This is a genomic window from Caldimonas tepidiphila (assembly GCF_003569765.1).
In the GTDB taxonomy this organism is placed as follows: Bacteria; Pseudomonadota; Gammaproteobacteria; order Burkholderiales; family Burkholderiaceae_C; genus Caldimonas; species Caldimonas tepidiphila.
Map to the genome: position 1 here is coordinate 804 of NZ_KZ983968.1, position 25251 is coordinate 26054.

Here is a 25251-nt window from a genome sequence, read left to right on the forward strand (position 1 = left end):
GGCCGCGCGCGCCCTCCCCCCTCCCCCACCTTCCATCCCTACGCAAAAGAGAGAGAGCCTTCACAATGAAGAAGACCCTGCTGATCGCCGCGCTGTCGGCTGTTGCCGCCTCGGCCCACGCCGCCCCGGCCACCTACGCGCTCGACCCGACGCACACCTTCGTCACCTTCGAGATCGACCACTTCGGCACCTCCACCAACCGCGGCCGCTTCGACCGCAAGGAAGGCAGCGTGCAGCTCGACCGCGAGGCGAAGACCGGGCGGCTGGAGGTCACGATCGACACCGGCTCGATCAACACCGGCACCGCCCCCTTCAACAAGCACCTGCAGAGCGCGGACTTCTTCAACACCGCCCAGCACCCGAGCGCGAAGTTCGTGTCGGACAGGCTGGTCTTCGACGGCGACAGGCTCAGCGAGGTGCAGGGGCAGCTCACGCTGCTGGGGCGCACGCAACCGCTGACGCTCAAGGCCACGCGCTTCAACTGCTACCAGAACCCGATGCTCAAGCGCGAGGTCTGCGGCGGCGACTTCGAGGCCACGCTGCAGCGCAGCCAGTGGGGCATGGACTGGGGCCTGAAGATGGGCATGCCCGACGCCGTGCGCCTCGTCATCCAGGCCGAGGGCGTGCGGCAGTAAGGCGGCCGGCGCACGGGCGCGATGACGCGGCCCGGCGGCGACCGGGAGAGCCGGCCGCGCGGGATCGCCACGCGGCCTCCCGGCCGCCGGCGCACGGCCGCGGGGATCAGGCCTTCGCGTAGCGCGCGGCCACCGCGTCGGCGCCGGCGATCAGCAGGTGCAGGTCGGTGCCGACGCCGACCATCGTCGCGCCGGCCTCGAAGTAGTGCTCGGCCCGGCCGTCGGCGGCGAGCACCCCGGCGGCCTTGCCCGCCGCGTTGGCGGTGCGGAAGGCCTGTGCGATCAGGGCCTGCACCTCCGGGTGGCCGGAGCGCCCCCGGTAGCCGAGGCTGGCCGCCAGGTCCGAGGGGCCGATGAAGACGGCGTCGACGCCGGGGACGCGGCAGATCGCGTCGAGGTCCTCCAGCGCCTCGCGCGACTCGATCTGCACGATCACGCCGATCTCCTCGTTGGCGCGCGCCATGTAGTCCTTGTAGCGGGTGTAGTTGCCGGCGCGCGTGCTGCCCGCGACCCCGCGCAGGCCTTCGGGCGCGAAGCGCGTGTAGGCGACGGCCTCCCGCGCCTCGGCCGCCGAGCGCACGTTCGGGACCATGATGTTGGGCGCGCCCGCGTCGAGCACGCGCTTGATCCACGCCATGTCCAGGATCGGCACGCGCACCACCGGCGCGACGTTCCGGCCGCGCACCGCCAGCAGCTGCTGGCCGATCTGGTGCAGGTCGGTCGGGCTGTGCTCCATGTCGAACAGCAGCCAGTCGAATCCCGAGTCGGCCAGCGCCTCGGCGATCGGCGCATGGGCGAAGGTCACCCACAGGCCGACCTGGCGGCGGTTCTCCAGCAGGGCCTGGCGGAAGCTGTTGCGGGGCAGCGAGTCGTTCATGCTTCGTCTCCTCCTCTGTCGTCGATCGGTTTCACAGCAGCGCCGCGTAGAGGGCACGCATGTCGTCCCGGCTCATCGGCCGGGGGTTGTTGTCCAGCAGGCGGGTCACCTTGGCCGCACCGTCGACGAGGCCGTCGAGATCCTCCTCCCGGATGCCGAGCTCGCGCAGCGAGGACGGGATGCCGAGATCGGCGTTGAGTTCGCGCAGCGCCTGCACGAAGGCCGCGCCCGCGGCGGCATCGTCCATGCCGTCCACGTCCAGTCCCATCGCGCGCGCCATCGCCGCGAAGCGCCGCTCGGATCCCTCCAGGTTGAAGGCCATCACCGAGGGCAGCAGGATCGCGTTCGAGAGGCCGTGCGGCACCCGGTACTTGCCGCCGAGCGGATAGGCCAGCGCATGCACGGCGGTGGTGCTGGAGGTGGCGATGCACACGCCGCCCCAGTAGGCGCCCGTGAGCATGTCCTCGCGCGCCGCGACGTCGCGGCCGTCCGAGACGGCGCGGCGGATGCTGCGCGAGATCAGCCGGATCGCCTCCAGGCCGTACAGGTCGCTGAAGGGATTGGCCTTGCGCGAGCAGTAGCACTCGATCGCATGGGTGAGCGCGTCCATGCCGGTCGAGGCCGTGACCGCGGCCGGCAGCGTCAGCGTGAGCAGCGGGTCGAGGATCACCGCGTCCGGCATCAGCTTTGCGCTGACGATGCCGACCTTGAGCGCGTCCTCGGGCACGAGGATGATCGAGTTCGGCGTCGCCTCCGAGCCGGTCCCGGCGGTCGTCGGCACCATGATCGTCGGCAGGCCGCGCGCGGGGATCTCCGCCTTGCGGCCCAGCAGCTCGCGCAGGCTCACGGGGTGGGCGAGCAGCACGGCGACGATCTTGGCCACGTCCATCGCGCTGCCGCCGCCGATGCCCACCACCAGGTCGAAGCTGCCGGCGGCGTGCGCGGACTCGAGGATCGCCTCGACGTCGCGCACCTCGGGCTCCGGCGGCGTGCTGTCGATCAGCGTCACCCGGATGCCGGCGGCCTCCAGCGCGCGGCACGGCGCGTCCACGAGGCCCGCGGCCGCGACGCCCTTGTCGCTGACGACCAACACGCGGCGCGCGCCGAAGAAGCCGGCCAGCTCCGCGAGCTGTGCGAGGCTGCCGGCGCCGGCGTGGACGCGGCCCGGGTTCAGGAGGGTGTAGGGGTTCGTGCTCATCGGTGAGCCTCCTTCATTCGCTCGTCTGCGTGACCCAGTCCGGCATGAGCCGGACATGGCGGATGTGCTGGCGGAAGACGGTGTAGGCCAGGTGCAGCGCGCCGTCGGCGCTCTGCCGGATCGACGGGTAGGAGTACTCGCGGTTCAGCCGGTCGGCCGAGTTGTTGCTCATGCACCAGCCGTCGCCGACCTCGAGGTGGCGCTGCCACGGCCAGCTCAGGCCGTCGTCCCCGGACAGCGCCAGCGTCAGCGGCGCGCGCGGGGCGCCCCAGAAGGCGCGCCGCGCCGGCGGCGGGCTGTCGTCGGCCCCGGCCTGGCCGGCGGCGGCCGGGGCCGGCTCCTCCAGCTCGTCGTAGAGCGACTCGCGCCGCCCCTGCGCATCGGCCGCGCTGCTGGCGTTGAAGATCATCGCCAGCCGCCCGTCGGCCAGCCGCAGCGCCTGGATCGACGAGTTGTTGTTCGGCAGCCCGCAGGGCTGCGGCGGCTGCCAGGTGAGGCCGCCGTCGTCGCTGCGGCTGCGGTAGACATGGTCGGCCCAGCGGCTGCGGAAGAAGGCGAGCAGGCCGCCGTCGCTCGCGGCGACGATGTTCATGTGCACGCAGCCGAGGCTGTCGGGCACCGACACCCGCTGCCACGAGGCGCCCCGGTCGGTGGAGCGCAGCACGGCGCTGTCGTCGAGGCTGCCGTCCCAGGCCCGGCCCGGGATCGAGCGGCAGTTGAAGATCGGCAGCAGCCAGCTGCCGTCGGGCTGCACGCGGATCGGCTGGCGCACGAAGGTGCCCGGCGGCGCCGCCTCCAGCGTCTCGGTCGGACCCCAGCTGCGGCCGCCGTCGCTCGACACGCGCCGGCGCACCACCGAGCTGTCCTGGTGGCCGGCCGTCTGCGCGGTGTGCAGCAGCCACAGCGCGCCGTCGGGCGCGGGGAAGAGCACCGGGTTCTGCTCGGAGCGCTCGGGGTCGTCGGAGAGCTGCACCGGCGCGCTCCACCGGCGCGCGCCGGGCTCGAGCCGGGACATGAACACCGAGATGTCCGAGCGCCCCTCCATCGTGCCGCCGAACCAGGCGCAGCAGAGCGTGCCGTCGGCGAGCTCCATCAGGTTGGCCGCGTGCGCCTGCACGCGGGGCGAGGGCAGGTCGGCGACCTCGCGCGCCGGGTCCTCGGGGTGGGTTTGCAGCAGACCGTTCAGCATGCCTGGGCCACCTCCGCGGCCGCCGCGGCACGCTGGCCCGCGATCAGCTTCAGCGCGTACTCGGCCGCCTCGATCAGGCTGTCGGCGTTGGCCACGCCCTTGCCGGCGATGTCGAAGGCGGTGCCGTGGTCGACCGAGGTGCGCAGGATCGGCAGGCCGAGCGTGATGTTGACGCCGCTGATCGCGTGCCAGGCGCCGCTGTCCGGGTCGACCTGGAAGCCCAGCAGCTTGACCGGGATGTGGCCCTGGTCGTGGAACATCGCGACCACCGCGTCGAACTGCTTGGCGCGCAGCTTGATGAACACCGTGTCGCCGGGCCAGGGGCCGCTGAGGCCGCGCTCGGCGTACTCCCGGATCACCGGGGCGATGATGCGCTCGTCCTCGGTGCCGAGGATGCCGCCCTCGCCGCAGTGCGGGTTGAGGCCGGCCACCGCCACGCGCGGCTGCTCGATGCCGAGCGCGCGCATCGCGTCGAGCGTGACGTCGAAGACCCGGCGCAGCCGCTCGGGCGTGATGCGGCGCGGCACGTCCGCGAGCGCGCAGTGGGTCGTCACGTGCGTGACGCGCATGTCGCCGTGCGCGAGCATCATCACCGCGTCGCGCTGGCCGGTCAGGTGCGCGAGCAGCTCGGTGTGGCCCTCGAACAGGTGCCCCGCCATGTGCAGCGCCTCCTTCGACAGCGGGCCGGTGACGATGGCGTCGGCCTCGCCGGCCTGCACCAGCCCGACCGCGGCCGCGACCGCCCGGTAGGCCCACTCCCCCCCCGCCGCGGAAACCCGGCCGGTGACGCAGGGCGCCTCGACCGGGCCGACGTCGACCATGCGATAGAAGGGGCGCCCGGCCTCGGAGGCCGCCAGGCCCAGCGCCGCCTCGGCCTGCGCCAGCGCGGCCGCGCTGCCGAGGACGATGAACTCGGCGCGGCCCGAGCGCACCAGCCCGGCCATCTCCCGGGTGGCCTTGGCGACGATCTCCGGGCCGATGCCGGCGGGATCGCCCATCGTGAACGCGAGTCGGATCGGTGTTGTCATGCTGCTTTCCATGCGGGGGGTGAGGGGGCGACCGGTCAGTCGGCCCGGATGTTGGCGGTCTTGATCAGCCGGCCGATGCGCTCGTACTCGACCGGCACGAAGCGCGCGAGCGGGGCCGACTCGCCGGTGGAGACGGTGACGCCGACGTTGTTGAGCCGGCCGACGACCTCGGGCTGCTTCAGCGCGGTCGACAGCGAGGCCGACAGCTTCGCGACCACGTCCTTGGGCGTCTTCGCCGGCGCGAACAGCGCGTACCAGGCCGAGAACTCGAACTGCGGGTAGCCCGCTTCGGCGAAGGTGGGCGTGCTCGGCAGGTCGGCCAGGCGCGCCGGGGTCGAGACCGCGAGCGGCCGCACCTTGCCGCTCTTGATCAGCGGCATCGCGTTGGTCGCGGTGTCGAAGATGACCGGCACGCGCCCGCCGATCAGGTCGAGGATGTGCGCATTGCCGCCCTTGTAGGGCACGTGCGTCATCTCGACCTGGGCCAGGGACACGAACAGCTCGCCCGCGAGGTGCAGCGGCGAACCGTTGCCCGAGGAGCCGTACATCACGCCGCGCGGGTCCTTCTTCGCGGCGTCCACCACGTCCTTGAGCGTCTTGAACGACGACTCGTTGAACGTGATCGCGACGATCGGGGCACTGCCGATCAGGCCCACCGGCTCGAAGTCCTTGAGCGGGTCGTAGTCGGCCTTGAGCAGGTGGGGGCTGGCCGCGTGGGTGGCCAGGCCGCCGACGAGCAGCGTGTGGCCGTCGGCCGGGGCGCGCGCCACCGCGGCGGCGCCCAGCAGCGCCGCGGCGCCGGGCTTGTTCTCCACCAGGGTCATGGCGCCGAGCGCCTCGCCCATCTTCTGACCGATCAGGCGTCCCAGCATGTCGTTGGCGCCACCGGCCGGGTAGGGCACCACGAAGGTGATGGGCTTGCTCGGAAACGCCGTCTGCGCGAGCGCGGGGCCGGCGAGACCCAGCGTGCCGGCGGCGAGGCAGGCGGCGGCGGCGAGCAGGTGGCGGCGGGTTGCTTTTTTCTGACCGATCATGGTTTGTCTCCTGGTTTGCTCTTCCCGAAGTTGAACGACTGTGGAAGAAGGCGAACGAATTCAACCACAAAACTTCATAAACGATCAATAAGAATCATCGAGCGTCATTTGCGGTAGCATTTGGGGCAGCAAGTAGCCGGAGTTGCGCATGTCCTTGAGTCCCGATCTCAGCCCGAGCCCCGAGGCGTCGGTGTCGCCGCTGATGCCGCTGCAGCGGCGCCAGCGCATCGTCGACTTCCTGCGGCGTCACGGCGCGGTCACGATCGGCCAGCTCGAGCAGGCCCTCGGAGCCTCGATCTCGACGCTGCGCCGCGACCTGGACGCGCTGGCCGCCGAGGGGATCGTCGATCGCACGCACGGCGGCGCGCTGCTGCGGCAGCAGGCGCAGGAATACAGCACCTTCGAGCCCGACTCGAGCGCCGCCGCCGAGCTCTCGCCGCGGGAGAAGGCGGCGATCGGCCAGGCCGCGGCCGACGCGCTGCTGCCGCGCCAGAGCGTGATCTTCGACAGCGGCACCACGGTGCTCGAGGCGGCGCGCGCCACGGTGCGGCGCAACATCCCGCTGACGGCGGTGACCAACGACCTGGCGATCGCGCAGCTGCTCGGCAAGTCGCCGGTGATCCAGGTGCACATGCTCGGCGGCGTGCTGCGGCCGGCGAGCACGACGATCATCGGGCAGACGCTGATCGAGCAGGCCGGCGCGCTGCGCGCCGAGGTGCTGCTGATGGGCGCGCACGCGGTCACCGAGGACGTGATCTCGGAGACCTCGGCGGACGTGGCCGCGGTCAAGCGCGCGCTGATGCGCGCGGCCGGCACCACGCGGCTGCTGGTGGACTCGTCGAAGTTCCGGCCGCGCGCCTTCATGCAGGTCGCGCTGCTCGACGCGGTGGACGAGATCGTCACCGACAGCGGCCTGCCGGCGGCCGAGGAGGAGCGGCTGCGCGCTCTGGAGCTCAGGCTGACCGTGGTGCAGGCCCAGGCATGAAGACCGTGCGCATCCTGGCCGACGACCTGACCGGCGCGCTCGACTGCGCCGCGGCCTTCGGCGCCGGCGTGCCGGTCCACCTGGGGCACCCCGGGCCCGGCGCGCCGGCGCCCGTCGACATCGTCGCGACCGCCACCCGCGACGTGGCGGCGCACCGGCTGCCACAGCTGCTGGCGCCGCTGCTGCCCTGGCTCGCGGAGGCCGACATCGCCTTCAAGAAGGTGGACAGCCTGCTGCGCGGCAACACCTTCGACGAGGTCGACCACGTGGCCCGCGCCGGCGGCTTCGGCGCGCTGGTCTTCGCGCCCGCCTTCCCGGCGCAGGCGCGCATCACCGAGAGCGGCCGGCAATGGTGGCTGCGCCCCGGCGGCGAGCGCTCGGCGGTGGGCCCCCAATCGATCGCCGAGGCCTTGCGCGAGCGCGGCTGGCAGGCCGCCAGCGCGCTGCCCGAGCCCGGCACGGCCGGCACCGCAGCAGCCTGGGTGCCCGACGTGCGCAGCGACGAGGAGCTCGACGCGGTGGCGGCAGCCGCCCGCCGCGCGCCGCGCCGGCTGCTGTGGTGCGGCAGCGCCGGGCTCGCGCATGCGATGGCGCGGAGCGTGGCGCCGCCGCCACCCGCGTCGCGCACCACGCCCGACGCGGCGCCGGGTCCGGTGATGCTCGTGAGCGCCAGCCACCATCCCGTGTCCCGCGAGCAGTGGCGCGTGCTGCGGCAGTCGGCGCGCGCGCCGGACTGTCTGCATGCCGGCGACCCCGCCGCGCTGTGCCGGGCGCGGGACGCCTACCCGGCGCTGCTCGACCTGTCGCCGGAGATCGAGATGACGCCCGCCGAGGCCGCCGCCCTACTCGCGCGCCAGGCCGCGCTGATCGCGACCCACGCCCCGCGCCCCCGCACGGCCGTGGTGGTGGGCGGCGACACGCTGCTGGCCTTGTGCCAGGCGCTCGGGGCGCACGCGCTGAGCTCGGAGCAGCCGCTGCAGCGCACCGGCTGGGGCAGCGCACGCATGCTCGGCGGCTGCTGGGACGGCGTCGTCTGCCACACCCGCTCCGGCGCCTTCGGCGGGCCGCGCGACCTGGAGCAGGTGCTGGACGGCCTGGCGTGAAGCCCGGCCGGCCGTGAAGGGACGCCGTGGCCGGGCCGCCGACTCGCCGCCCATCGAGGCAGGAGACTGCCTTGCGGGCCGGAGCGAAAGCGCCGCCGGGAGACGCGGAACGCCCGCGGCGCGGAGGTCGCCGTGGCCTGTACATCGAAGCCACGGGATGCGGCCGCCGGTCATGAGCGGCGGCGCGAAACGCCGTTTTGAGGCACCATCGCGGCCCCCGCAGCACATCGAAACGAAGGATCCCCGAATGCCTCCCGTCCCGGCGCCGAACGCTCCGACCGCTCGCGGGCGCCTTGCGGCGCCCCCCGTCCCGCGCCGCTGCGCCGGGGTCGGCGCGAAGGGCTGAGCCGGCCATGCGAACGCACACCGGAGCCCACGAGCGGGGCATCGCGCTCGTCATCGCCGCGGTCGCCTTCTTCGCCGCGCTCGACACCACCACCAAGTTCCTCAGCACGCTGGTGCCGGTGGCGATGGTGATGTGGTTCCGCTACCTGTTCCAGGTCGTGTCCACCGTCGCGACGCTGGGACCGAAGCGCGGGCGCGCGCTGCTGCACACCCGCCACCCCTGGCTGCAGTTCGCGCGCGGGGTGCTGCTGCTGCTCTGCAGCGTGCTCGGCTTCCTGAGCCTGAAGCACATGCCGGTGGGCGAGTTCACCGCGATCCTGATGCTCACGCCGCTGCTGATCACGCTGCTCGCGGCGCGCTCGCTCGGCGAACGCGTCTCGCCGCTGCGCTGGGCCTGCGTCGGCGGCGGCTTCGTCGGCGCGCTGGTCGTGATCCGCCCGGGTGCGGCGGACTTCGACTGGGCGCTGCTGATGCCGCTCGCGCTGGTGGCCTGCAACGCTGCCTTCCAGCTGCTGACCGGCCGGCTGGCCCGCACCGACGACGCCGGCACGATGCACTTCTACACCGGCTGCGTCGGCGTCGCGCTCTCCAGCCTCGCCCTGCCCTTCGCGTGGCAGACGCTGCCGGGGCCGCACTGGGCGGCGCTGCTGCTGATCGGCGTGTTCAGCACGCTCGGCCACTTCCTGCTGATCCTCGGCTACGGGCGCGCGCCGGCGGCCACGCTGACGCCCTTCCTCTACTTCCAGATCGCCTTCGCGGCGCTGGCGGGCTGGCTCGTGTTCTCGCACGCGCCGGACCTGTGGTCCGTCGTCGGCATCGCGGTGATCGCGGTGTGCGGCGCCGCCGGCACCTGGCTCAGCGGGCGCGAGCAGCGCCGGGTCGTCGCGGTCGCGGACCCCTCGGCGGGCTGAAGGGGCTCAGGCGGGACGCCGGCCCGCCGCGTACTGCAGCGCGAGCCGGTAGCCCTGCACGCCCAGGCCCACGATCACGCCCTCGGCGACGTCCGACAGGTAGGAGTGGTGGCGGAAGGCCTCGCGCCTGTGCACGTTGCTGATGTGGATCTCGACGAAGGGGATCGCCACGCCGGCGAGCGCGTCGCGGATCGCGACGCTCGTGTGCGTGTAGGCGCCGGGATTGATCAGGATGAAGTCCACCCCCTCGCTGCGCGCCGCATGGATGCGGTCCACCAGCGCGCCCTCGTGGTTGCTCTGGAAGCAGTCGACCGGGACGCCGAGCCGCTCGCCGTCCTCGCGCACCATGCGCTCCACGTCGGCGAGCGTCGTCGCGCCGTAGACGGCGGGCTCGCGGGTGCCGAGCAGGTTCAGGTTGGGGCCGTTGAGCAGCAGGATCTTCACGTTGGGCTTCCTTCTCGTTGCAGGGGTTCTCGGTCGGGTCAGGCCGCGGCCTGGCCGCGCAGGCGCATGCGGTTGGGCAGCGGCACCGAGCGGCGCAGGATGTCCTCGGCGAGCCACTCGGCCGAGGCGCGCGCGCGCTGCGCCACCACCGGCAGCGGCAGCTGCACGTAGTCGTCGTTGAAGACCTCGAAGCTGTAGTCGCCCCGGTAGCCCATGCGGTCCAGGCGCACCACGGCCTCGGCGATCTGCTCGCTGTGCACGCCCTCGCCGGGGAAGACGCGGAAGGTGCGCGCGGTGGTCATGCGCTCCTCGGGCGTGCGCAGCTCGTTGAACATGAAGTCCGCGAGCTGCACGAAGAAGATCTTGCCCGGATCGACGTCGTCGAGCGCGTCGAGCGGGGTGCTGGTCGCGAAGGCGTGGTAGGAGTCGAAGCCCAGCCCCAGGTTCGGGCAGTCGGCGCGCGCCACCACCTCCCAAGCGGTCGTGAACTCGTTGACGTGCCGGCCCCACGACAGCCCCTCGTAGGCCACGCGGATGCCCAGCGGCACCGCCAGCATCGCGAGCTTGCGCAGGTCACGCGCGATCGCGTCCAGGTCGCCCGTGGCGTGCTGCGAGGTCGACGAGCACGCCAGCAGCACGTCGGCGCCGACCGCGCGGCACATCTCGAGCATCGACTTCGCGATGTCGACCTTGTAGTCGTGCAGGTGGCCCGACAGGCCCTCGAAGTCGCGCAGCACCTGGAAGCCGGTGACGCGCAGCCCGCTCGCCTTGACCGCCGCGACCGCCGCGTCGATGCCGTCGGGGTGGCCGACGAGGTCGCGGGCCTGCAGCATGATCTGCGAGAAGCCCGCCTCGCGCACCGCGCGCAGCTTCGCCTCCAGCGGTCCGGCCAGCGAGATGGTGTCCATGCCGAAGTCGTCGATGTTCATCGCTCGCTCCTGGGTTGAGGTCAGCGGGCCGGCGGCTCGTCGTGCTGCACGAGCTCGAAGCTCGCGCCGCCGAGGTAGCTCTGCGTGAGCGCGCCGCGCGTCTCGGTGTGCACCGCGCCGGACTCGACGAACTCGATGCCGCGCGTCTGCAGCTCGCGCACCGCCGCGAGCACGTCGGGCGTGCCGAGCGCGATGCGGTGCAGCGTCTCGTCCTGGTCGATCTCCAGCGCGTCGACCAGCGGCTCGATCAGCTGCAGGTAGAAGCGGCCGCAGGGGCTGCGCAGCACGCGGCCCTTGGGCAGGATGCCGAAGCGCTGCTCGTCGGGCAGCGCCGCGAAGCCGAACAGCTCGGCATAGAACTCGGTCCAGTCCTCGGTGCGCCCGGGGCCGATGTACTGCACGACGCCGAACCAGTGCAGCCCGGCGATCGCCGTCGGCCTCGGGTCGGTGGCCGGGATCGGCGTGAAGTCCACGTCGTAGATCGAGAACTTCTCGTAGCGGTCGACGAAGTAGATGCGGCTCGCGCCCACGCCGTGGATCGCGGGGATGTGCAGCTCCATCACCTCGACGCGCACCGGCACCTCCCAGGCGCCGCGGTCGAGCGCGCGGCGGTAGGCGGCGGCGGCGTCGCGCACGCGCAGCGCGATCGCCGCGATCACCGGCGTCTCCGCAGGCTGCACCGCCTGCGGCACGCCGCTGGCGTGCGCGTTGACGATGATGTTCATCTCCCCCTGCCGGTACAGCAGCACCTCGCGCGAGCGGTGGCGCGCGACCGGCCTGAAGCCCATCATCTCCAGCACCTGCCCGAAGGCCTGCGGCTTGGAGGTCGAGAACTCGATGAACTCGATGCCGTCGAGGCCCAGCGGGTTGGGCAGCTGGCCGATGGCTTCGCGGTCGGTCGGGATGGCAGTCATGGCGGGCTCCGGGAAGGATGCGGTTCGCGGGAAGGGTTCAGCGGCCGGCGCGCTCGTCGATCAGGCGGCGGAAGTGCGCCTCGACGCGCTCGGGGTCGGCCTTCAGCCCGGTGAAGAGCTCGAAGGCGCCCACCGCCTGCCCCACGGCCATCGTGCCGCCGTCGCAGACCGGGCAGCCGAGCGCGCGGGCGGTCCTCAGCAGCTCGGTCTCGAGCGGGAAGTAGACGACCTCGGACACCCACAGGTCCGGGCGCAGCAGCGAGGCCGGCAGCGGCATGCCCGGCAGCTTGTCCATGCCGGTGGGCGTGGCGTGGACCAGGCCGGTGGCGTCCGCCATCGCCGCAGCGATGTCGCTGCCGAAGGCCGCGCGCCGCGGGCCGTAGAGCGCGTTCAGCGCCTCGGCGAGCTGCGCGGCGCGCGCCGCGTCGCTGTCGACGATCGTCAGCCGGGCAGCGCCCAGGCGCAGCAGCGCATGCGCGATCGCCGAGCCCGCGCCGCCGGCGCCGAGCAGCGCCACGCGCGAGAGGTCGGCGCCGGGCAGCGCGCGCCTGAAACCCCAGGCCCAGCCCGAGCCGTCGGTGTTGTGGCCGACGAGCCGCCCGCCCTGGTTGACGACCGTGTTGACCGCGCCCATCGCGCGCGCCTCCTCGGAGAGCTCGTCGAGCAGCGGGAGGACGGCCTGCTTGCAGGGATAGGTGATGTTCAGGCCCGTGAAGCCCATCGTGCGCGCCGACTGGATCAGCGCGGGCAGCGCCTCGACGCCCGAGCCGGTGCGGTCGAGGTCGATGAGCTGGTAGTGCAGGCGCAGGCCCTGCTGGCGCGCCTCCTCCTCCTGCATCGCCGGGGTCAGCGAGCGCTGGATGCCGCTGCCGATCAGGCCCACGAGGGCCTTGCGCTCGGCGACAGGCGGGTTGGAGGAAACGGCCTCGGCCAGGATCGTGCTCATGGATGCGGGATGCGTGGGGGGACGGGGAGCGCAGGCGGGCGGCGGCGGATCGGGGGGCGCCGCCCGCCTGCGTGCTGCGGGGAGGGATTACTTGCGGACCTTGGCGATCTCGGCGTTGATCGCCTTGACGGTGTCGGCGCCGACGGCCGCGGTGTGCTTCTCGATCACCGGCTTGACCTTCTCGCGCAGGCGCGCCATCTCCGCGGGGCTGAACTCGGTCACCTGCATGCCGGACTTCTTCAGGTCGTCAAGCGCGACGTTGGCCTGCGTGCGCGACACGCCGCGCTGGAAGGTGGTGGCGGCCGCGGCGGCCTCGTTGATGATCTTCTTCTCGTCGGCGCTCATCGCGTCCCAGAGCTTCTTGCTGATCAGCAGCGCCTGGGTGTTGTAGATGTGGTTCGTCAGCGCCAGGTGCTGCTGCACCTCGTTGAACTTGCCCGAGCGGATCACCGTCGCCGGGTTCTCCTGGCCGTCGACCGCCTTCTGCTCGAGCGCCGGGTACAACTCCGGGAAGGGCATCGGCGTGGCATTGGCGCCAAGCGCGTTGAAGAGATCGATGTAGATCGGCGACTGGATCACGCGGATCTTCAAGCCCGCGATGTCCTCGACCTTGTTGATCGGGCGCTTGCTGTTGGTGAGGTTGCGGAAGCCCAGGTCCCAGTAGCCGAGGCCGACCAGGCCCTTGTCGTTGAGCTTGGCGAACAGGTTCTTGCCGAAGGTGCCGTCGGTGACCGCGTCGGCTTCCTGCGCGTTGTTGAACAGGAAGGGGAAGTCGAAGACCGCGAACTCCTTGGCCTGCGCGCTCAGGATGCCGGCGTTGAGCACCGTCATCTCCACCGTGCCGCCCTGCAGCGCCGAGACGGTCTGCAGGTCGCCGCCGAGCGTGCCGCCCGGGAAGAGGCGCACCTTGATCTTGTTGCCGGACTTCTGCGCGACCAGCTCGGCGAACTTCTGTGCGCCCATCTCCTGCGGATGGCCCTTCTGGTTCTGGAACGCGAACTTGATCGTGCGCTCCTTGATGTCCTGGGCTAACGCGGCGGTCACGGGCAGCAGCGCGGCGGCGCCGACCGACAGGGCCAGGCAAGCCCGGCGGGTGATCTTGTTCATGCTTGTCTCCTCGTTGAGGTAGGGAAGTGGAGGGCCGGCGACGGCCGACCCTTGGGGGAAACGAAGACGCCTCAGCTGGTGAGCCAGCGCATCGGCACGAGGACGATGGACGGGAACGCCACGAGCAGGAACATCACCGCGAACTGCGCGGCCATGAAGGGCAGCACGCCACGCGCGACCTGGTCCATCTTCATGCGACCGACGCCGGCGACGACGTTGAGCACGGTGCCCACCGGCGGCGTGATCAGGCCGATGGCGCAGTTCATGATGAAGAGCACGCCGAAGTAGACCGGGTCGATCCCCGCGGCCTTGACCACCGGCATCAGCACCGGCGCCATGATCAGGATCGTCGGCGTCATGTCCATCGCGGTGCCCACCGCGATCAGCAGCACCATGATCGCCACGAGCAGCAGCGTCGGGTGGTCCATGAAGGGGCCGAGCATCTCGATCATCGCGCCGGGCAGGTCGGCGACCGTGATGAGCCAGGCCGAGACCATCGCGGCGGCCACCAGGAACATGATCACCGAGGTGGTCTTCGCCGCGGCGAGGAACACGTGGTAGAGCTGCGCGAGCTTCATCTCGCGGTAGACGACGGTGGCGACGAAGAGCGCGTAGACGGCGGCGACCACCGCGGCCTCGGTGGGCGTGAATACGCCCATCTTCAGGCCCACGAGCACGATCACCGGCAGGAACAGCGCCCAGGTCGACTCGCGCAGCGCCTTGAGCTGCTCGGCGCGGCTCGCCTTCGGCGGCGGCGTGCTGCCCTCGCGGCGCGCCACCCACCACCACACCAGCGCGATCGCCATGCCCATCATCAGCCCGGGAACGATGCCGGCCATGAAGAGCTTGCTGATCGAGACGTTGGCCGCGACGCCGAAGACGACGAAGCCGATCGAGGGCGGGATGATCGGCGCGATGATGCCGGCCGAGGCGATCAGGCCGCCGGCACGCGCCTTGTCGTGGCCGGCCTTGACCATCATCGGCAGCAGGAGCGCCGCGAGCGCCGCGGTGTCGGCCACCGCCGAGCCCGAGAGTGCCGCCATCAGGCAGGCGGCGAGGATGGTGACGAAGCCCAGGCCCCCTCGCACATGGCCGACCAGCGTCAGCGCCAGGTTCACGATGCGCTTGGACAGCCCGCCGACGTTCATGATCTCGCCGGCGAGCATGAAGAAGGGCACGGCCAGCAGCGGGAAGCTGTCGGCGCCGTTGATCACGTTCTGCGCCAGGATCTGCGCGTCGAACAGGTCCTGGTGCCACATCAGCGCCACGCCCGACAGCAGCAGCGCGAAGGCGATGGGCACGCCGATGGCCATCGCGCCGAGCAACGAGCCGAGGAAGATGAAGACGGTCATCGCGGGTCCTTTCAGCGCTTGGCCGCGGGGGTGGCGGCGGAGGGTGCGTCGGCGAGGTGCAGTTCCTCGAGCTGCGCGAGGTCCTCGCTCTCCTGCACCATCACGAGCTCCTTGTCGTCCACCTGCCCGGTGAGGGTGCGCACGATCTGCAGCAGCAGCAGCACCGCGGCGGAGACCGCGAAGAAGACGCCCGGGGCGTAGAAGATGGCGACCGAGGCGCCGGTGACGGGGGCCTGGACGTCGGCGTTGATCTTCACCTGTGCGAGGCTGCCGGAGAACAGCAGCCAGGTGACGCCGAGCATCAGCAGCTGGCTCGCGACGAGGCACAGCTTCTTGCCCCAGGCGGGCAGCGCCGACACGAGCAGGTCGGTGCCGAGATGGCCGTGCTCCTTCAGCGCGACGATCGCGCCCAGGAAGGTCAGCCACACGAACAGCCAGCGCGCGACCTCCTCCGACACCGTGATGCCGGAGTTGAACGCGTAGCGCAGCACGACGTTGCCGAACACCAGCACCACCATGATCGCCAGCATCGCGACCATCACGCCCTCGAGCAAGCGGCAGTACCGCTCCAGCAGCTTCGTCACATCCGTCTCCTTCGGAGGCCCGGGCCGGCAGCGCATGGGGAACGCACCCGGGCCCGAGTCTGATGAGACCGAATAATGTACGAACTGGTTAGTTTTCTCTGCCCGGGATTTCCCCGTCAGTAGTTCTACTTATAAAAGCCTCAGTCGTGCTTGCGCACGTAGCGCACGATCATCTCGACGATGTTGCTGCGCCGGGTCGCCAGCGCCTCCGCCGAGCACAGGTCGCGCTTGAAGATCAGCGAGAAGGTGTGGCGGTTGGAGACGTTGAAGAAGCACAGCGCGCTGATCGACATGTGCAGGTCGACCGGATCGATGTCGCCGCGGAACAGCCCGGCGTCCCGCCCGCGCTCGTAGACCGCCTGCACGGCGTGGATCGCCGGCACGTTCAGGTCCTGGATCGAGCGCGACTGCGCGAGGAACTCGCCGTTGTGTATATTCTCGGTCATCACGAGCCGGATGAAGTCCGGGTTCGCGAGCTGGTAGTCGAAGGTGAAGGCGACGAGCTTGCGCAGCGCGTCCTCCGGCGGCAGGTCCTCGAGATGAAGCTGGTTCTCGATGCTGCGGATGCGGCGGTAGGCCTCCTCCAGCACGGCGATGTAGAGGCCTTCCTTGCTGCCGAAGTAGTAGTAGATCATCCGCTTGCTGGTGCGCGTGAGCGCGGCGATCTCGTCGATGCGCGCGCCGCTCAGCCCCTTGGCGGCGAACTCCCTGGTCGCCACCTCCAGGATGTCCTGCATGGTGCGCTCCGGGTCGTTGACGCGCGCGCCCTCGGCCTTCGCCCGGGCGGGCCGCCCGGCTTTACGGACCAGTTCGTTAGGGGTGTCTGAAAGCATCGCGTCGTCTGCAAGTCGGGAGGTGGCGGGGAGAAAGCGGCGGCCGTGCGCCGCCTGCGCATCCTATCGTCCCCGCAGCGGGGCGACCCGGGCAGGCGGCGCCGCAGCCCGGAAATTAGACCACTCCCGGGCCCGCACCGCCCTCTGCCGCGAGCCGGCCCCGGCCCGCCGCTCAAGCCAGCAGGTCGTGGAGCGTGCGCGCCACCACCTTGGTCGCGCGGCGCAGGTCCTCCAGCACCAGGTGCTCGTCGGCGCGCTTGGCGTTGGACTCGAACACCGTGCGCGGGCCCGCGCCGTAGATCACCGCCGGCACGCCGCGCTCGCAGTACAGCCGCACGTCGGTGTAGAGCGGCGTGCCGGAGGTTGGGATCGGCTCGCCGAACACCGCCTCGCCGTGCTTCTGCAGCGCCCGCACCAGCGGCTCGTTGCCGGGCAGCGGCTTGAGCGAGTTCGCCAGCAGCAGGCGGCGGATCTCGACCGTGATTCCGGGGAAGCCGGCCGCCGCCTCCTGGATCACCTGGAGGATCGAGGCCTCGACCTCGGCCGGGTTCTCCTCGGGGATCATGCGGCGGTCGAGCTTCAGGGTCACCTTGCCCGGCACGACGTTGGTGTTGGTGCCGCCCTCGATGCGGCCGACGTTCAGGTAGGGATGCTTGATGCCCTCGACCCTGGATGTGACCTGCTTGTAGAGCTCGTTCTGCTGGTAGAGCGCGTCGAGGATCCGGACCGCGCCCTGCAGCGCGTCGACGCCGGTGTCGGGGATCGCCGCGTGAGCCATCTTGCCGTGCACCGTGACTTCCATCTGCAGGCAGCCGTTGTGCGCGGTCACCACCTGGTAGCTGAAGCCGGCGGCGATCAGCAGGTCGGGCTTCGTGAGGCCGTGCTTCAGCAGCCAGCCCGGCCCCAGCTCGCCGCCGAATTCCTCGTCGTAGGTGAAGTGCAGCTCCACCCCGCCCTTCAATGGCACGCCGAGCGACTCGAGCGCGCGTGTCGCGAAGGTGTAGGTCGCGAAGTCGCTCTTGCTGACCGCGGCGGCGCGGCCGTAGAGCCGGCCGTCCTCGATCTCGCCGCCGTAGGGGTTGTGCCGCCAGCCCTCGCCGGGCGGCACCACGTCGCCGTGCGCGTTGAGCGCGACGACCGGTCCGCCCTCGCCGTAGCGGCGACGCACGATCAGGTTGGTGATCGACTGCAGCCCGTAGTCGCGCACCTCGGCCTCGGGCACCGGGTGACGCTCGGCCCCGAAGCCGAAGTCCTCCAGCAGTTCCGCGGTGCGCTCGGCGTGCGGCGCGTTGTTGCCCGGGGGCGTGTCGGTCGGCACCTGCACCAGCGCCTGCAGGTAGCGCACCTGCTCGTCGAAGTGCGCGTCGATCCAGGCGTCGAGCCGTTCATGGGCTGAATTCATCGCGGCGTCTCCTCGGCCAGTTGTTCGAGCAGCGTGCGCATGGCGCCGACGCAGAGCTCAGTGTCGTCGTTGCTCACCGCCTCCAGCGGGTTGTGGCTGATGCCGGCGTTCAAGCCGCGCTGGAACAGCATGGCCTGCGGCATCAGCTCGTGCAGCTTCATCGCGTCGTGCCCGGCGCCGCTGGGCATGCGCAGCACCGGCAGGCCGAGCGCCTCGACGGCGCGCTCCCAGCGCGCCTGCCAGGCCGCGGCGCTCGGCGCGGCGGCGGCGCGCATCGTCTCCTCGACGTGGCAGCGCAGGCCGCGGCGCGCGCAGATCGCCTCGAGCTGCGCCAGCACGTCGGCGGCGAGCGCGTCGCGCGCCTCGTCGGTTGGTGCGCGCAGGTCGAGGCTGAAGCGGCAGCGGCCGGGCACCACGTTGACCGAGCCCCCGGGCACCTCGAGCATGCCGACCGTGCCGACGAGGTCCGGCGCGCTCGACGCACGCTCCTCCACGTAGAGCACGAGCTCGGCGGCGGCGGCGGCGGCGTCGCGGCGGCGGTTCATCGGCGTGGTGCCGGCATGGCTCGCGGTTCCGGCCAGCTCGCACTGGTAGCGCACGCTGCCGTTGATCGACGCGACGACGCCGAGCGGCAGGTCGAGCTCGGCGAGCACCGGACCCTGCTCGATGTGCACCTCGACGAAGCCCAGGTAGCGGGCCGGATCGCGCGCGATCGCCGCGATCGCCTCCATCGTGCCGGGCAGGCCCGCGGCCCGCATCGCCTCGCGCATCGTCACGCCCTCGGCATCGCGCTGCTCGAGCCAGGCCGGGTCGAAGCGGCCGGTCAGCGCGCCGGAGCCGAGGAAGGTGGCCTTGTAGCGCTGGCCCTCCTCCTCGGCGAAGCCAACCACCTCGATGCCGAAGGGCAGGCGCCGGCCCGCGCGGTGCAGCTCGCGCACGCAGACCATCGGCACCAGGATGCCGAGCCGGCCGTCGTACCTGCCGCCGTCGCGCACCGTGTCGTAGTGCGAGCCGGTCAGCAGCCGCTTCGCGCCGGGGTCGCTGCCGTGGTAGACCCCCACCACGTTGCCGACCGCGTCCACGCCGACCTCGTCGAAGCCGAACTCGCGCATCCACTGCTGCAGCTCGCGCTGGCAGGCCAGGTGCGCGCGGGTCAGGTAGGTGACGGTGAGCCGGCCCTGCTCGGCGTGCCCCGGGTCGGAGTGGCGCGCGAGCCGCTCGGCGAGGTCCCACACCTCGTTGCCGAGCGCGGGCTCGAAACCGAACCTGTCGTTCAGGCGGATCTCGGCGATGCGGTGGATGTTGCGCAGGCACTCGGCGAACTCGAACTCCGGGTGGCCGTCGAGCCGGCGCGCGAAGGTCTCGATGATCTCGCGCCGCGCCAGGCCCGTGCCGCGCGGGCCGCGCACCGCGAGGATGAAGGGCCAGCCGAACTTCGCGTTGTAGTCGGCGTTGAGCTGCTGCAGCCGCGCGAACTCCTCGGGCGAGCAGTGCGTGAGGCCGGCCCTCGATTGCTCGTGGGTCGATTCGGCGGTGAGCGTGCCGGCCACCGCGGCCTTGCCGGCGAGCTCGGGGTGGGCGCGGATCAGCGCGAGCTGCGCGTCGCGCCCAGCCTCGGCGAGCACCTCCACCATCGCGCGTTTCAAATGCGCGAGCGAGCGGAAGGGCCGCTGCGCGAGCGCGCGCTCGGCGATCCACGGCGAGTGCTCGTACAGGCCGTCGAGCAGGGCCAGCGCCTCGTCGGCTGCGGCGGCGTTCAGTTGGTCCAGGGTCGGCATCTCGGGGGTCCTGTCAGCGCCACTCGAAGGCGCTCGTCTCGTCGTAGGGATGCACCTGCTTCCAGTGCCGCGCGATGTCGATGCGGCGGCAGACCCAGACGCGGTCGTGGCGCTCGACGTGGTCGAGGAAGCGCTGCAGTGCGCGCATGCGACCCGGGCGGCCGAGCAGCCGGCAGTGCATGCCGATGCTCAGCATCTTCGGCGCCTCCTCGCCCTCCTCGTACAGCACGTCGAAGCTGTCGCGCAGGTACTCGAAGAACTCGTCGCCGTGCGAGAAGCCCTGCGGCAGCGCGAAGCGCATGTCGTTCGTGTCGAGCGTGTAGGGCACGACCAGGTGCGGCGCGAGCGAGCCGTCGGTCCTGCGCACCTTGAGCCAGAACGGCAGGTCGTCGCCGTAGTAGTCGCTGTCGTACTCGAAGCCGCCGTAATCGGCGACGAGCCGGCGCGTGTTGGGGCTGTCGCGGCCGGTGTACCAGCCGAGCGCGCGCTCGCCGGTCAGCCGCTCGATGATCTCCATGCCGATGCGCATGTGCTCGCGCTCGGTGGCCTCGTCCAGGTTCTGGTAGTGGATCCAGCGCCAGCCGTGGCAGGCGATCTCGTGGCCGAGCTCGACGAAGGCGCGGGTAAGCTCGGGGTGGCGCTCCAGCGCCATCGACACGCCGAAGACCGTCAGCGGCAGTCCGCGGCGCTCGAATTCCTTCAGCAGCCGCCACACGCCCACGCGCGAGCCATACTCGTAGATGCCCTCCATGGAGAGGTGCCGCGCCGGGTAGGCGGCCGGGTTGAACATCTCGGACAGGAACTGCTCGCTCCCCGAGTCGCCGTGCAGCACCGAGTTCTCGCCGCCCTCCTCGTAGTTGAGGACGAACTGCAGCGCGATGCGGGCGCCGCCCGGCCACTGCGCGTGCGGCGGCTTGCGGCCGTAGCCGATCAGGTCGCGGGGGTAGCCGGGCGGGGCGGGAGGCTGGGGCATGGGGGCTTCCGGGTTCAGGCAAAGGGCAGCAGGGCGTCGGCGAGGTCGGATTCGGGCGGCTCGAGCCGCAGGGTGCGCTCGACATGGTCGAGGTGCTCCTGCATCAGCTTCGCCGCGGCATCGGCGTCGCGCCGCTCGAGCGCGTCGACGATCGCGACGTGCTCGTCGGACGAGTGGCCGGCCGAGTGCGCCGACTGGTACATCAGCGCGATCAGCGAGCAGCGCGTCACGAGGTCGGCCAGCATGTCGGCCATCACCTCGTTGCCGAGCATGCGCGCGATCACGACGTGGAAGTCGGCGAGCAGCCGGGTGCGGCCGCAGACGTCGGCGCGCTGCACCGCGGCCTGCTCGTGCTGCAGGTGGCGCCGCAGCTCGGCGATCTGCGCAGGCGTCAGCGCCCCGGCGGCGCGGCGGATCATCGCCGCCTCGAGCACCCGCCGCACCTCGAACACCTGGCGCGCCTCGTCGGCGCTCGGGCGGGCGACGCGCGCGCCGCGTGCGGGCTCCAGCGTCACGAGCCGGTCGCGGCTGAGCTGGTTGAGCGCCTGGCGCACGATGGTGCGCGAGACCTGGAACAGGTCGGCGATCTTCTGCTCGGCGAGCTTGGTGCCCGGCATCAGCCGGCGCTCGACGATCGCGGCGGTGATCGCCTCGACGATGCGCTGGGTGCTGCTCGGGGCCTCCGCCGCGATGCCGGCGCGCGCCGGCCTGCGGGGCCGGGGCTGCGGCAACGGCTTCTGGATCGGGGAGGGCATCGGAGGTCGGCGAGCTTGAATTGTCGTCGAGAGTGTATACACTTTTGCCACCGCCGCAAGCCGCCCGCGGCCTGCCGCCCTCCCCGACTCGAAAGGACCCGCATGGGACGCCTCACCACCCACGTGCTCAACACCGCCCACGGCTGTCCCGCGGCCGGCATGAGCCTCTCGCTCTACCGCGTCGAGGGCTCCGCCGCGACCCTGCTGAAGACCGTCACGCTCAATGGCGACGGCCGCGCCGACGCGCCGCTGCTGGAAGGCGAGGCCTTGCAGGCCGGGCGCTACCGGCTCGTCTTCGGCGTCGCGGCCTACTTCCGGGCACGGGGCGCGGCACTGGCGGAGCCGCCCTTCCTCGACGAGGTGCCGCTGGACTTCGGCATCGCCGACCCGGGGCAGCACTACCACGTCCCGCTGCTCGCGAGCCCCTGGTCGTATTCGACCTACCGCGGCAGTTGAAAGGCCGGCGGGACCGGTTTTCAATCAAAAGTGTATACAGATTGATCGCAGCGACGCCCGCACCGGCTGCGCATGCTGCCTGCGCCGGGGCGCCCGCCTCGCCGCGCGCTCACGAAAGCGTCGCCTGCGGCAGCAGCCAGTCCCGGAAGGCCTGCAGCGCCGGCAGATGCGCCTTGTCCGGCGAGTACAGCAGGCAGTAGCCGCGCCGGCCGGCGAGCCCCGGCACCGGCGGCAGCACGAGGCGGCCGTCGCGCAGCTCCTCCTCCACCAGGCAGCGCGCCACCAGCGCGATGCCGACGCCGGCGACCGCCGCCTGGATCAGGTGCAGCGTGACCTCGAAGTGCGGCCCGCCGCGCATCCGGCGCACCGGCACGCGCTGCTGCGTGAACCACTCGCGCCAGCCCTCCGAGCGCATCGCGATGTGCAGCAGCCGGTGCGCCGCGACGTCCTCGGGGCACGCGACCGGCTGCCGCGCGAGCAGCGCCGGGCTCGCGGCCACCACCATCTCCTCGTCCGCGAGCCGGTGCGAGATCAGCCCGGCCCAGGGCTCGACGCCGACGTTGATCGCCGCGTCCATGCCGTGCTGCTGCGGCGCGTACTCGCCGGCGCGGGTGTGCAGGTGCACCACCGTGTCGGGATGGCGCGCGTAGAAGTCGGCGAGCCGCGGCAGCAGCCAGCGCGACGCGAAGGTCGGCAGCACCGACAGGTTCAGCTGCGCCACGCCGCCGCGCAGGGCCAGCGCCCGCGCGCTCGCGCCGCGGATGCGTGCCAGCGCCGGCGCGATGTCGTGCGCGTACATGCGCCCGACCTCGGTGAGCGCGAGCTGGCGCCCCGAGCGGCGGAACAACTCCACCTCCAGCAGCGCCTCGAGCGCCTGGATCTGGCGGCTGACCGCGCTCTGCGTCAGCGACAGCTCCTCGCCGGCGCGCGTGAAGCTCAGGTGGCGCGCCGCCGCCTCGAAGGCCTGCAGCATCGACATCGACGGCGTCAGGCGGTGGATGTTGTCCATTCCGAAAACTCATGCAGGAAGCGAGAAATCGTAGTTTTGCACGAGGATCGCGCACCCCTAGAGTTCCTCGAACGCATGCAGATGGAGACCTGCCCCGTGTCCGAGACCACCGCCCTGCCCGGCGCGCCGCGCGCCGCCGTCGCCTCCCCCGCGCCCGTCGCCCCGCCGCGGCGGCTGCGCCGCTTCCTGTCGCTGGAGGACTTCGAGGCCGCGGCGCGTCGGCGCCTGCCGCGGCCGCTGTTCGGCTACGTGTCCGGCGCGACCGAGACCAATGCCTCGCTGCGCGACAACCGCGCGGTGTTCAACGAGATCGGCTTCGTGCCGCGCGCGCTCGTCAACGTCACGGCGCGCAGCCAGGCGATCACGCTGTTCGGCCAGCGCTGGGACTCGCCCTTCGGCATCGCGCCGATGGGCATCAGCTCGCTCACCGCCTACCGCGGCGACCTCGCGCAGGCGCGCGCCGCGGCCGCCGCGCGCATCCCGATGGCGCTGAGCGCCTCCTCGCTGATCCGGCTCGAGGAGGTGGTGGAAGCCGCGCCCGGCACCTGGTTCCAGGCCTACCTGCCGCGCGACTCGGCAGGCATCGCGGCGCTGGTGGACCGCGTCGCGCGCGCGGGCGTGACGACGCTGGTCGTGACCGTCGATTCGGCCGTGGTGCCCAACCGCGAGAACAACGTGCGCAACCGCTTCAGGACCCCGCTGCGCCCGGACCTGCGGCTGCTGTGGGACGGGCTGACGCACCCGCGCTGGTCGATCGGCACCCTGCTGCGCACGCTGGTGTGCCACGGCATGCCGCATTTCGAGAATGCCGACGCCAGCGGCCGCGGCGCGCCGCTCGTCGCGCGCGACGTGATGCGCGACTTCGCCGGCCGCGAGCACCTCGACTGGGAGGAGCTGCGCCTGATCCGGCGCCGCTGGCAGGGGCCGCTGGTGGTGAAGGGCATCCTGCACCCGGAGGACGCGCGCATCGCGCGCGGCATCGGCGTGGACGGTGTGATCGTCTCGAACCACGGTGGGCGGCAGCTCGACGGCGCGGTGGCGCCGCTGCGCGTGCTGCCGCAGGTGGTGGACGTGGCGGGCGACATGGCGGTGATGGTCGACAGCGGCTTTCGCCGCGGCACCGACGTGCTCAAGGCGCTCGCGCTCGGTGCGCGCTGCGCCTTCGTCGGCCGGCCCTTCAACTACGCCGCGGCCGTCGGCGGCGAGGCCGGCGTGGCGCACGCGATCGCCCTGCTGCGCGCCGAGATCCGTGCCGACATGGGCCTGCTCGGCATCAACCGGCTCGACGAGCTGGGGCCGCAGCACCTGATGCTGCGCGAGCCGCCGGTGCTGCCGCAACGCAGCGGCGCCTGAGGGGCCTGCTGGCGGCAGGGCGCGCCGCCCTGAGACAATCGGCGTTTTCACATGCGCGGGGCCGGCGTCGCCGCCCGCCCCGGCCCGATTCCCGCGCCCTGCCCCGCTGCCGCCGCGGCGGCAGGCCGCTCCCTGTTTTCCCTGTCGGCAAAGGAAGATTCGAATGAAGGCACTGGTACCGGTCAAGCGCGTGGTCGACTACAACGTGAAGGTTCGGGTGAAGTCGGACGGCACGGGGGTGGACATTGCCAACGTGAAGATGAGCATGAACCCGTTCGACGAGATCGCGGTGGAGGAGGCGGTGCGCCTGAAGGAGAAGGGGGCGCTGTCGGAGGTGGTGGCGGTGTCGTGCGGCGTGGCGCAGTGCCAGGAGACGCTGCGCACGGCGATGGCGATCGGCGCGGACCGGGGCATTCTGGTGGAGACGGACGCCGAGCTGCAGCCGCTGGCGGTGGCCAAGCTCTTGAAGGCGCTGGTCGACAAGGAGGCCCCGCAGCTCGTGATCCTGGGCAAGCAGGCGATCGACGACGACTGCAACCAGACCGGGCAGATGCTCGCGGCGCTGCTGGACTGGCCGCAGGCGACGTTCGCCTCGAAGGTCGAGGTGGCCGACGGTTTCGCAACCGTGACGCGCGAGGTCGACGGGGGGCTGGAGACGGTCAAGCTCAGGCTGCCGGCGATCGTGACGACCGACCTGCGGCTGAACGAGCCGCGCTACGTGACGCTGCCCAACATCATGAAGGCCAAGAAGAAGCCGCTGGAGAACGTCAAGCCCGACGCGCTGGGCGTGGACGTGGCGCCGCGGGTGAGGACGCTCAAGGTCTCGGAGCCGGCCAAGCGCGGCGCGGGCGTGAAGGTGCCGGACGTGGCCACGCTCGTGGACAAGCTGAAGAACGAAGCCAAGGTGCTCTGAGCCGCAGGCCGAGCGGCCTCGCGTGAAACGCTATTCGTGAACACATTGCCTGCCGCCGGCGCGGTGGGGGCGACGGAGAGAGAAGATGACTGCACTCGTGATTGCTGAACACGACAACCGATCGATCAAGGGCGCGACGCTCAACACCGTGACGGCCGCTGCGGCCTGCGGCGGCGAGGTGCACGTGCTGGTGGCGGG

Annotated in this window: 25 protein-coding genes and 1 pseudogene; 8 read left to right on the forward strand and 18 right to left on the reverse strand. The window is 71.7% G+C overall.

Annotated features, from left to right (window positions below; all coding sequences use genetic code 11):
• The first annotated feature begins 65 nt into the window (after positions 1 to 65).
• On the forward strand, positions 66 to 635 hold the full coding sequence (locus D3A59_RS25790; RefSeq protein ID WP_170162292.1) for a YceI family protein: 570 nt from the start codon (positions 66 to 68) through the stop codon (positions 633 to 635).
• Between the two features lie 106 nt (positions 636 to 741).
• On the opposite strand, the gene D3A59_RS03390 is transcribed toward D3A59_RS25790, so the two are convergent.
• The 5 genes from D3A59_RS03390 to D3A59_RS03410 are packed head-to-tail and all read right to left on the reverse strand — an operon-like array spanning position 742 to position 5961.
• Positions 742 to 1512: an HpcH/HpaI aldolase family protein gene (locus D3A59_RS03390; RefSeq protein WP_119153519.1), complete on the reverse strand. Its 771-nt coding sequence runs from the start codon at positions 1510 to 1512 to the stop codon at positions 742 to 744.
• Between the two features lie 31 nt (positions 1513 to 1543).
• Entirely contained in the window at positions 1544 to 2710 is a 1167-nt protein-coding gene (locus D3A59_RS03395; RefSeq protein WP_119153520.1) for an iron-containing alcohol dehydrogenase, read from the reverse strand.
• Positions 2711 to 2723: 13 nt separating this feature from the next.
• Positions 2724 to 3899 carry a sialidase family protein gene (locus D3A59_RS03400; RefSeq protein ID WP_119153521.1) on the reverse strand — a complete coding sequence of 392 codons (1176 nt, stop codon included), beginning with the start codon at positions 3897 to 3899 and terminating at the stop codon, positions 2724 to 2726.
• Positions 3893 to 4927, reverse strand: a complete 1035-nt coding sequence (gene pdxA, locus D3A59_RS03405; protein ID WP_119153522.1) for a 4-hydroxythreonine-4-phosphate dehydrogenase PdxA — start codon at positions 4925 to 4927, stop codon at positions 3893 to 3895. Before pdxA ends, D3A59_RS03400 begins: the two co-directional genes overlap by 7 nt.
• A 35-nt stretch (positions 4928 to 4962) precedes the next feature.
• Positions 4963 to 5961 (reverse strand): Bug family tripartite tricarboxylate transporter substrate binding protein, encoded by a 999-nt coding sequence (locus D3A59_RS03410; protein ID WP_119153523.1) that lies wholly within the window; start codon positions 5959 to 5961, stop codon positions 4963 to 4965.
• Between the two features lie 148 nt (positions 5962 to 6109).
• Here D3A59_RS03410 and D3A59_RS03415 point away from each other — a divergent pair, with 148 nt between their 5' ends.
• From D3A59_RS03415 to D3A59_RS03425, 3 genes are all read left to right on the forward strand, one after another.
• Entirely contained in the window at positions 6110 to 6946 is an 837-nt protein-coding gene (locus tag D3A59_RS03415) for a DeoR/GlpR family DNA-binding transcription regulator (protein ID WP_119153524.1), read from the forward strand.
• On the forward strand, positions 6943 to 8049 hold the full coding sequence (locus D3A59_RS03420) for a four-carbon acid sugar kinase family protein (RefSeq protein ID WP_119153525.1): 1107 nt from the start codon (positions 6943 to 6945) through the stop codon (positions 8047 to 8049). Before D3A59_RS03415 ends, D3A59_RS03420 begins: the two co-directional genes overlap by 4 nt.
• Positions 8050 to 8402: 353 nt before the next feature.
• A complete protein-coding gene (locus D3A59_RS03425) occupies positions 8403 to 9305 on the forward strand; it encodes a DMT family transporter (protein WP_119153526.1) in 903 nt (300 codons plus the stop codon).
• Between the two features lie 6 nt (positions 9306 to 9311).
• Here D3A59_RS03425 and aroQ read toward each other — a convergent pair whose 3' ends face one another.
• The 12 genes from aroQ to D3A59_RS03485 form a co-directional block, all read right to left on the reverse strand.
• Positions 9312 to 9743 (reverse strand): type II 3-dehydroquinate dehydratase, encoded by a 432-nt coding sequence (aroQ, locus tag D3A59_RS03430; RefSeq protein WP_205665095.1) that lies wholly within the window; start codon positions 9741 to 9743, stop codon positions 9312 to 9314.
• A 44-nt stretch (positions 9744 to 9787) separates the two neighbouring features.
• Complete coding sequence (locus tag D3A59_RS03435; protein ID WP_119153528.1) at positions 9788 to 10678, reverse strand: sugar phosphate isomerase/epimerase family protein; 891 nt, start codon at positions 10676 to 10678, stop codon at positions 9788 to 9790.
• A gap of 20 nt (positions 10679 to 10698) precedes the next feature.
• Positions 10699 to 11592, reverse strand: a complete 894-nt coding sequence (locus tag D3A59_RS03440) for a 4-hydroxyphenylpyruvate dioxygenase (protein WP_119153529.1) — start codon at positions 11590 to 11592, stop codon at positions 10699 to 10701.
• A gap of 37 nt (positions 11593 to 11629) precedes the next feature.
• Complete coding sequence (locus D3A59_RS03445) at positions 11630 to 12538, reverse strand: shikimate dehydrogenase (protein WP_119153530.1); 909 nt, start codon at positions 12536 to 12538, stop codon at positions 11630 to 11632.
• Between the two features lie 87 nt (positions 12539 to 12625).
• Positions 12626 to 13645, reverse strand: a complete 1020-nt coding sequence (locus D3A59_RS03450) for a TRAP transporter substrate-binding protein (RefSeq protein WP_119153531.1) — start codon at positions 13643 to 13645, stop codon at positions 12626 to 12628.
• Positions 13646 to 13716: 71 nt separating this feature from the next.
• Positions 13717 to 14997, reverse strand: a complete 1281-nt coding sequence (locus D3A59_RS03455; protein ID WP_119153532.1) for a TRAP transporter large permease subunit — start codon at positions 14995 to 14997, stop codon at positions 13717 to 13719.
• Between the two features lie 11 nt (positions 14998 to 15008).
• Positions 15009 to 15581, reverse strand: a complete 573-nt coding sequence (locus D3A59_RS03460; protein ID WP_119153533.1) for a TRAP transporter small permease — start codon at positions 15579 to 15581, stop codon at positions 15009 to 15011.
• Positions 15582 to 15721: 140 nt separating this feature from the next.
• Entirely contained in the window at positions 15722 to 16414 is a 693-nt protein-coding gene (locus D3A59_RS03465; protein ID WP_119153534.1) for a TetR/AcrR family transcriptional regulator, read from the reverse strand.
• A 172-nt stretch (positions 16415 to 16586) separates the two neighbouring features.
• Positions 16587 to 17816 (reverse strand): M20 family metallopeptidase, encoded by a 1230-nt coding sequence (locus tag D3A59_RS03470; protein WP_119153535.1) that lies wholly within the window; start codon positions 17814 to 17816, stop codon positions 16587 to 16589.
• Positions 17813 to 19594 carry a 2-oxo-4-hydroxy-4-carboxy-5-ureidoimidazoline decarboxylase gene (gene uraD / locus D3A59_RS03475; RefSeq protein ID WP_119153536.1) on the reverse strand — a complete coding sequence of 594 codons (1782 nt, stop codon included), beginning with the start codon at positions 19592 to 19594 and terminating at the stop codon, positions 17813 to 17815. Before uraD ends, D3A59_RS03470 begins: the two co-directional genes overlap by 4 nt.
• Positions 19595 to 19607: 13 nt before the next feature.
• Positions 19608 to 20567 (reverse strand): allantoinase PuuE, encoded by a 960-nt coding sequence (gene puuE, locus D3A59_RS03480; protein ID WP_119153537.1) that lies wholly within the window; start codon positions 20565 to 20567, stop codon positions 19608 to 19610.
• 14 nt (positions 20568 to 20581) lie between these two features.
• Positions 20582 to 21322 carry a GntR family transcriptional regulator gene (locus D3A59_RS03485; protein WP_119153538.1) on the reverse strand — a complete coding sequence of 247 codons (741 nt, stop codon included), beginning with the start codon at positions 21320 to 21322 and terminating at the stop codon, positions 20582 to 20584.
• A gap of 102 nt (positions 21323 to 21424) precedes the next feature.
• Between D3A59_RS03485 and uraH the strand changes: the two genes are divergently transcribed.
• Entirely contained in the window at positions 21425 to 21778 is a 354-nt protein-coding gene (gene uraH, locus D3A59_RS03490; RefSeq protein ID WP_119153539.1) for a hydroxyisourate hydrolase, read from the forward strand.
• Positions 21779 to 21887: 109 nt separating this feature from the next.
• Here the strand turns inward: uraH and D3A59_RS03495 are convergent, their stop codons facing one another.
• Positions 21888 to 22787 (reverse strand): LysR substrate-binding domain-containing protein, encoded by a 900-nt coding sequence (locus D3A59_RS03495; RefSeq protein WP_119153540.1) that lies wholly within the window; start codon positions 22785 to 22787, stop codon positions 21888 to 21890.
• Between the two features lie 81 nt (positions 22788 to 22868).
• Here D3A59_RS03495 and D3A59_RS03500 point away from each other — a divergent pair, with 81 nt between their 5' ends.
• The 3 genes and pseudogenes from D3A59_RS03500 to D3A59_RS03510 all read left to right on the forward strand — a co-directional run.
• The gene (locus tag D3A59_RS03500) at positions 22869 to 24140 is read left to right on the forward strand and encodes an alpha-hydroxy acid oxidase (protein ID WP_119153542.1); all 1272 of its coding nucleotides are present in this window, start codon (positions 22869 to 22871) and stop codon (positions 24138 to 24140) included.
• 163 nt (positions 24141 to 24303) lie between these two features.
• Entirely contained in the window at positions 24304 to 25053 is a 750-nt protein-coding gene (locus D3A59_RS03505; RefSeq protein WP_119153541.1) for an electron transfer flavoprotein subunit beta/FixA family protein, read from the forward strand.
• A gap of 85 nt (positions 25054 to 25138) precedes the next feature.
• Positions 25139 to 25251: pseudogene (locus tag D3A59_RS03510) on the forward strand (electron transfer flavoprotein subunit alpha/FixB family protein); the annotation flags it as partial.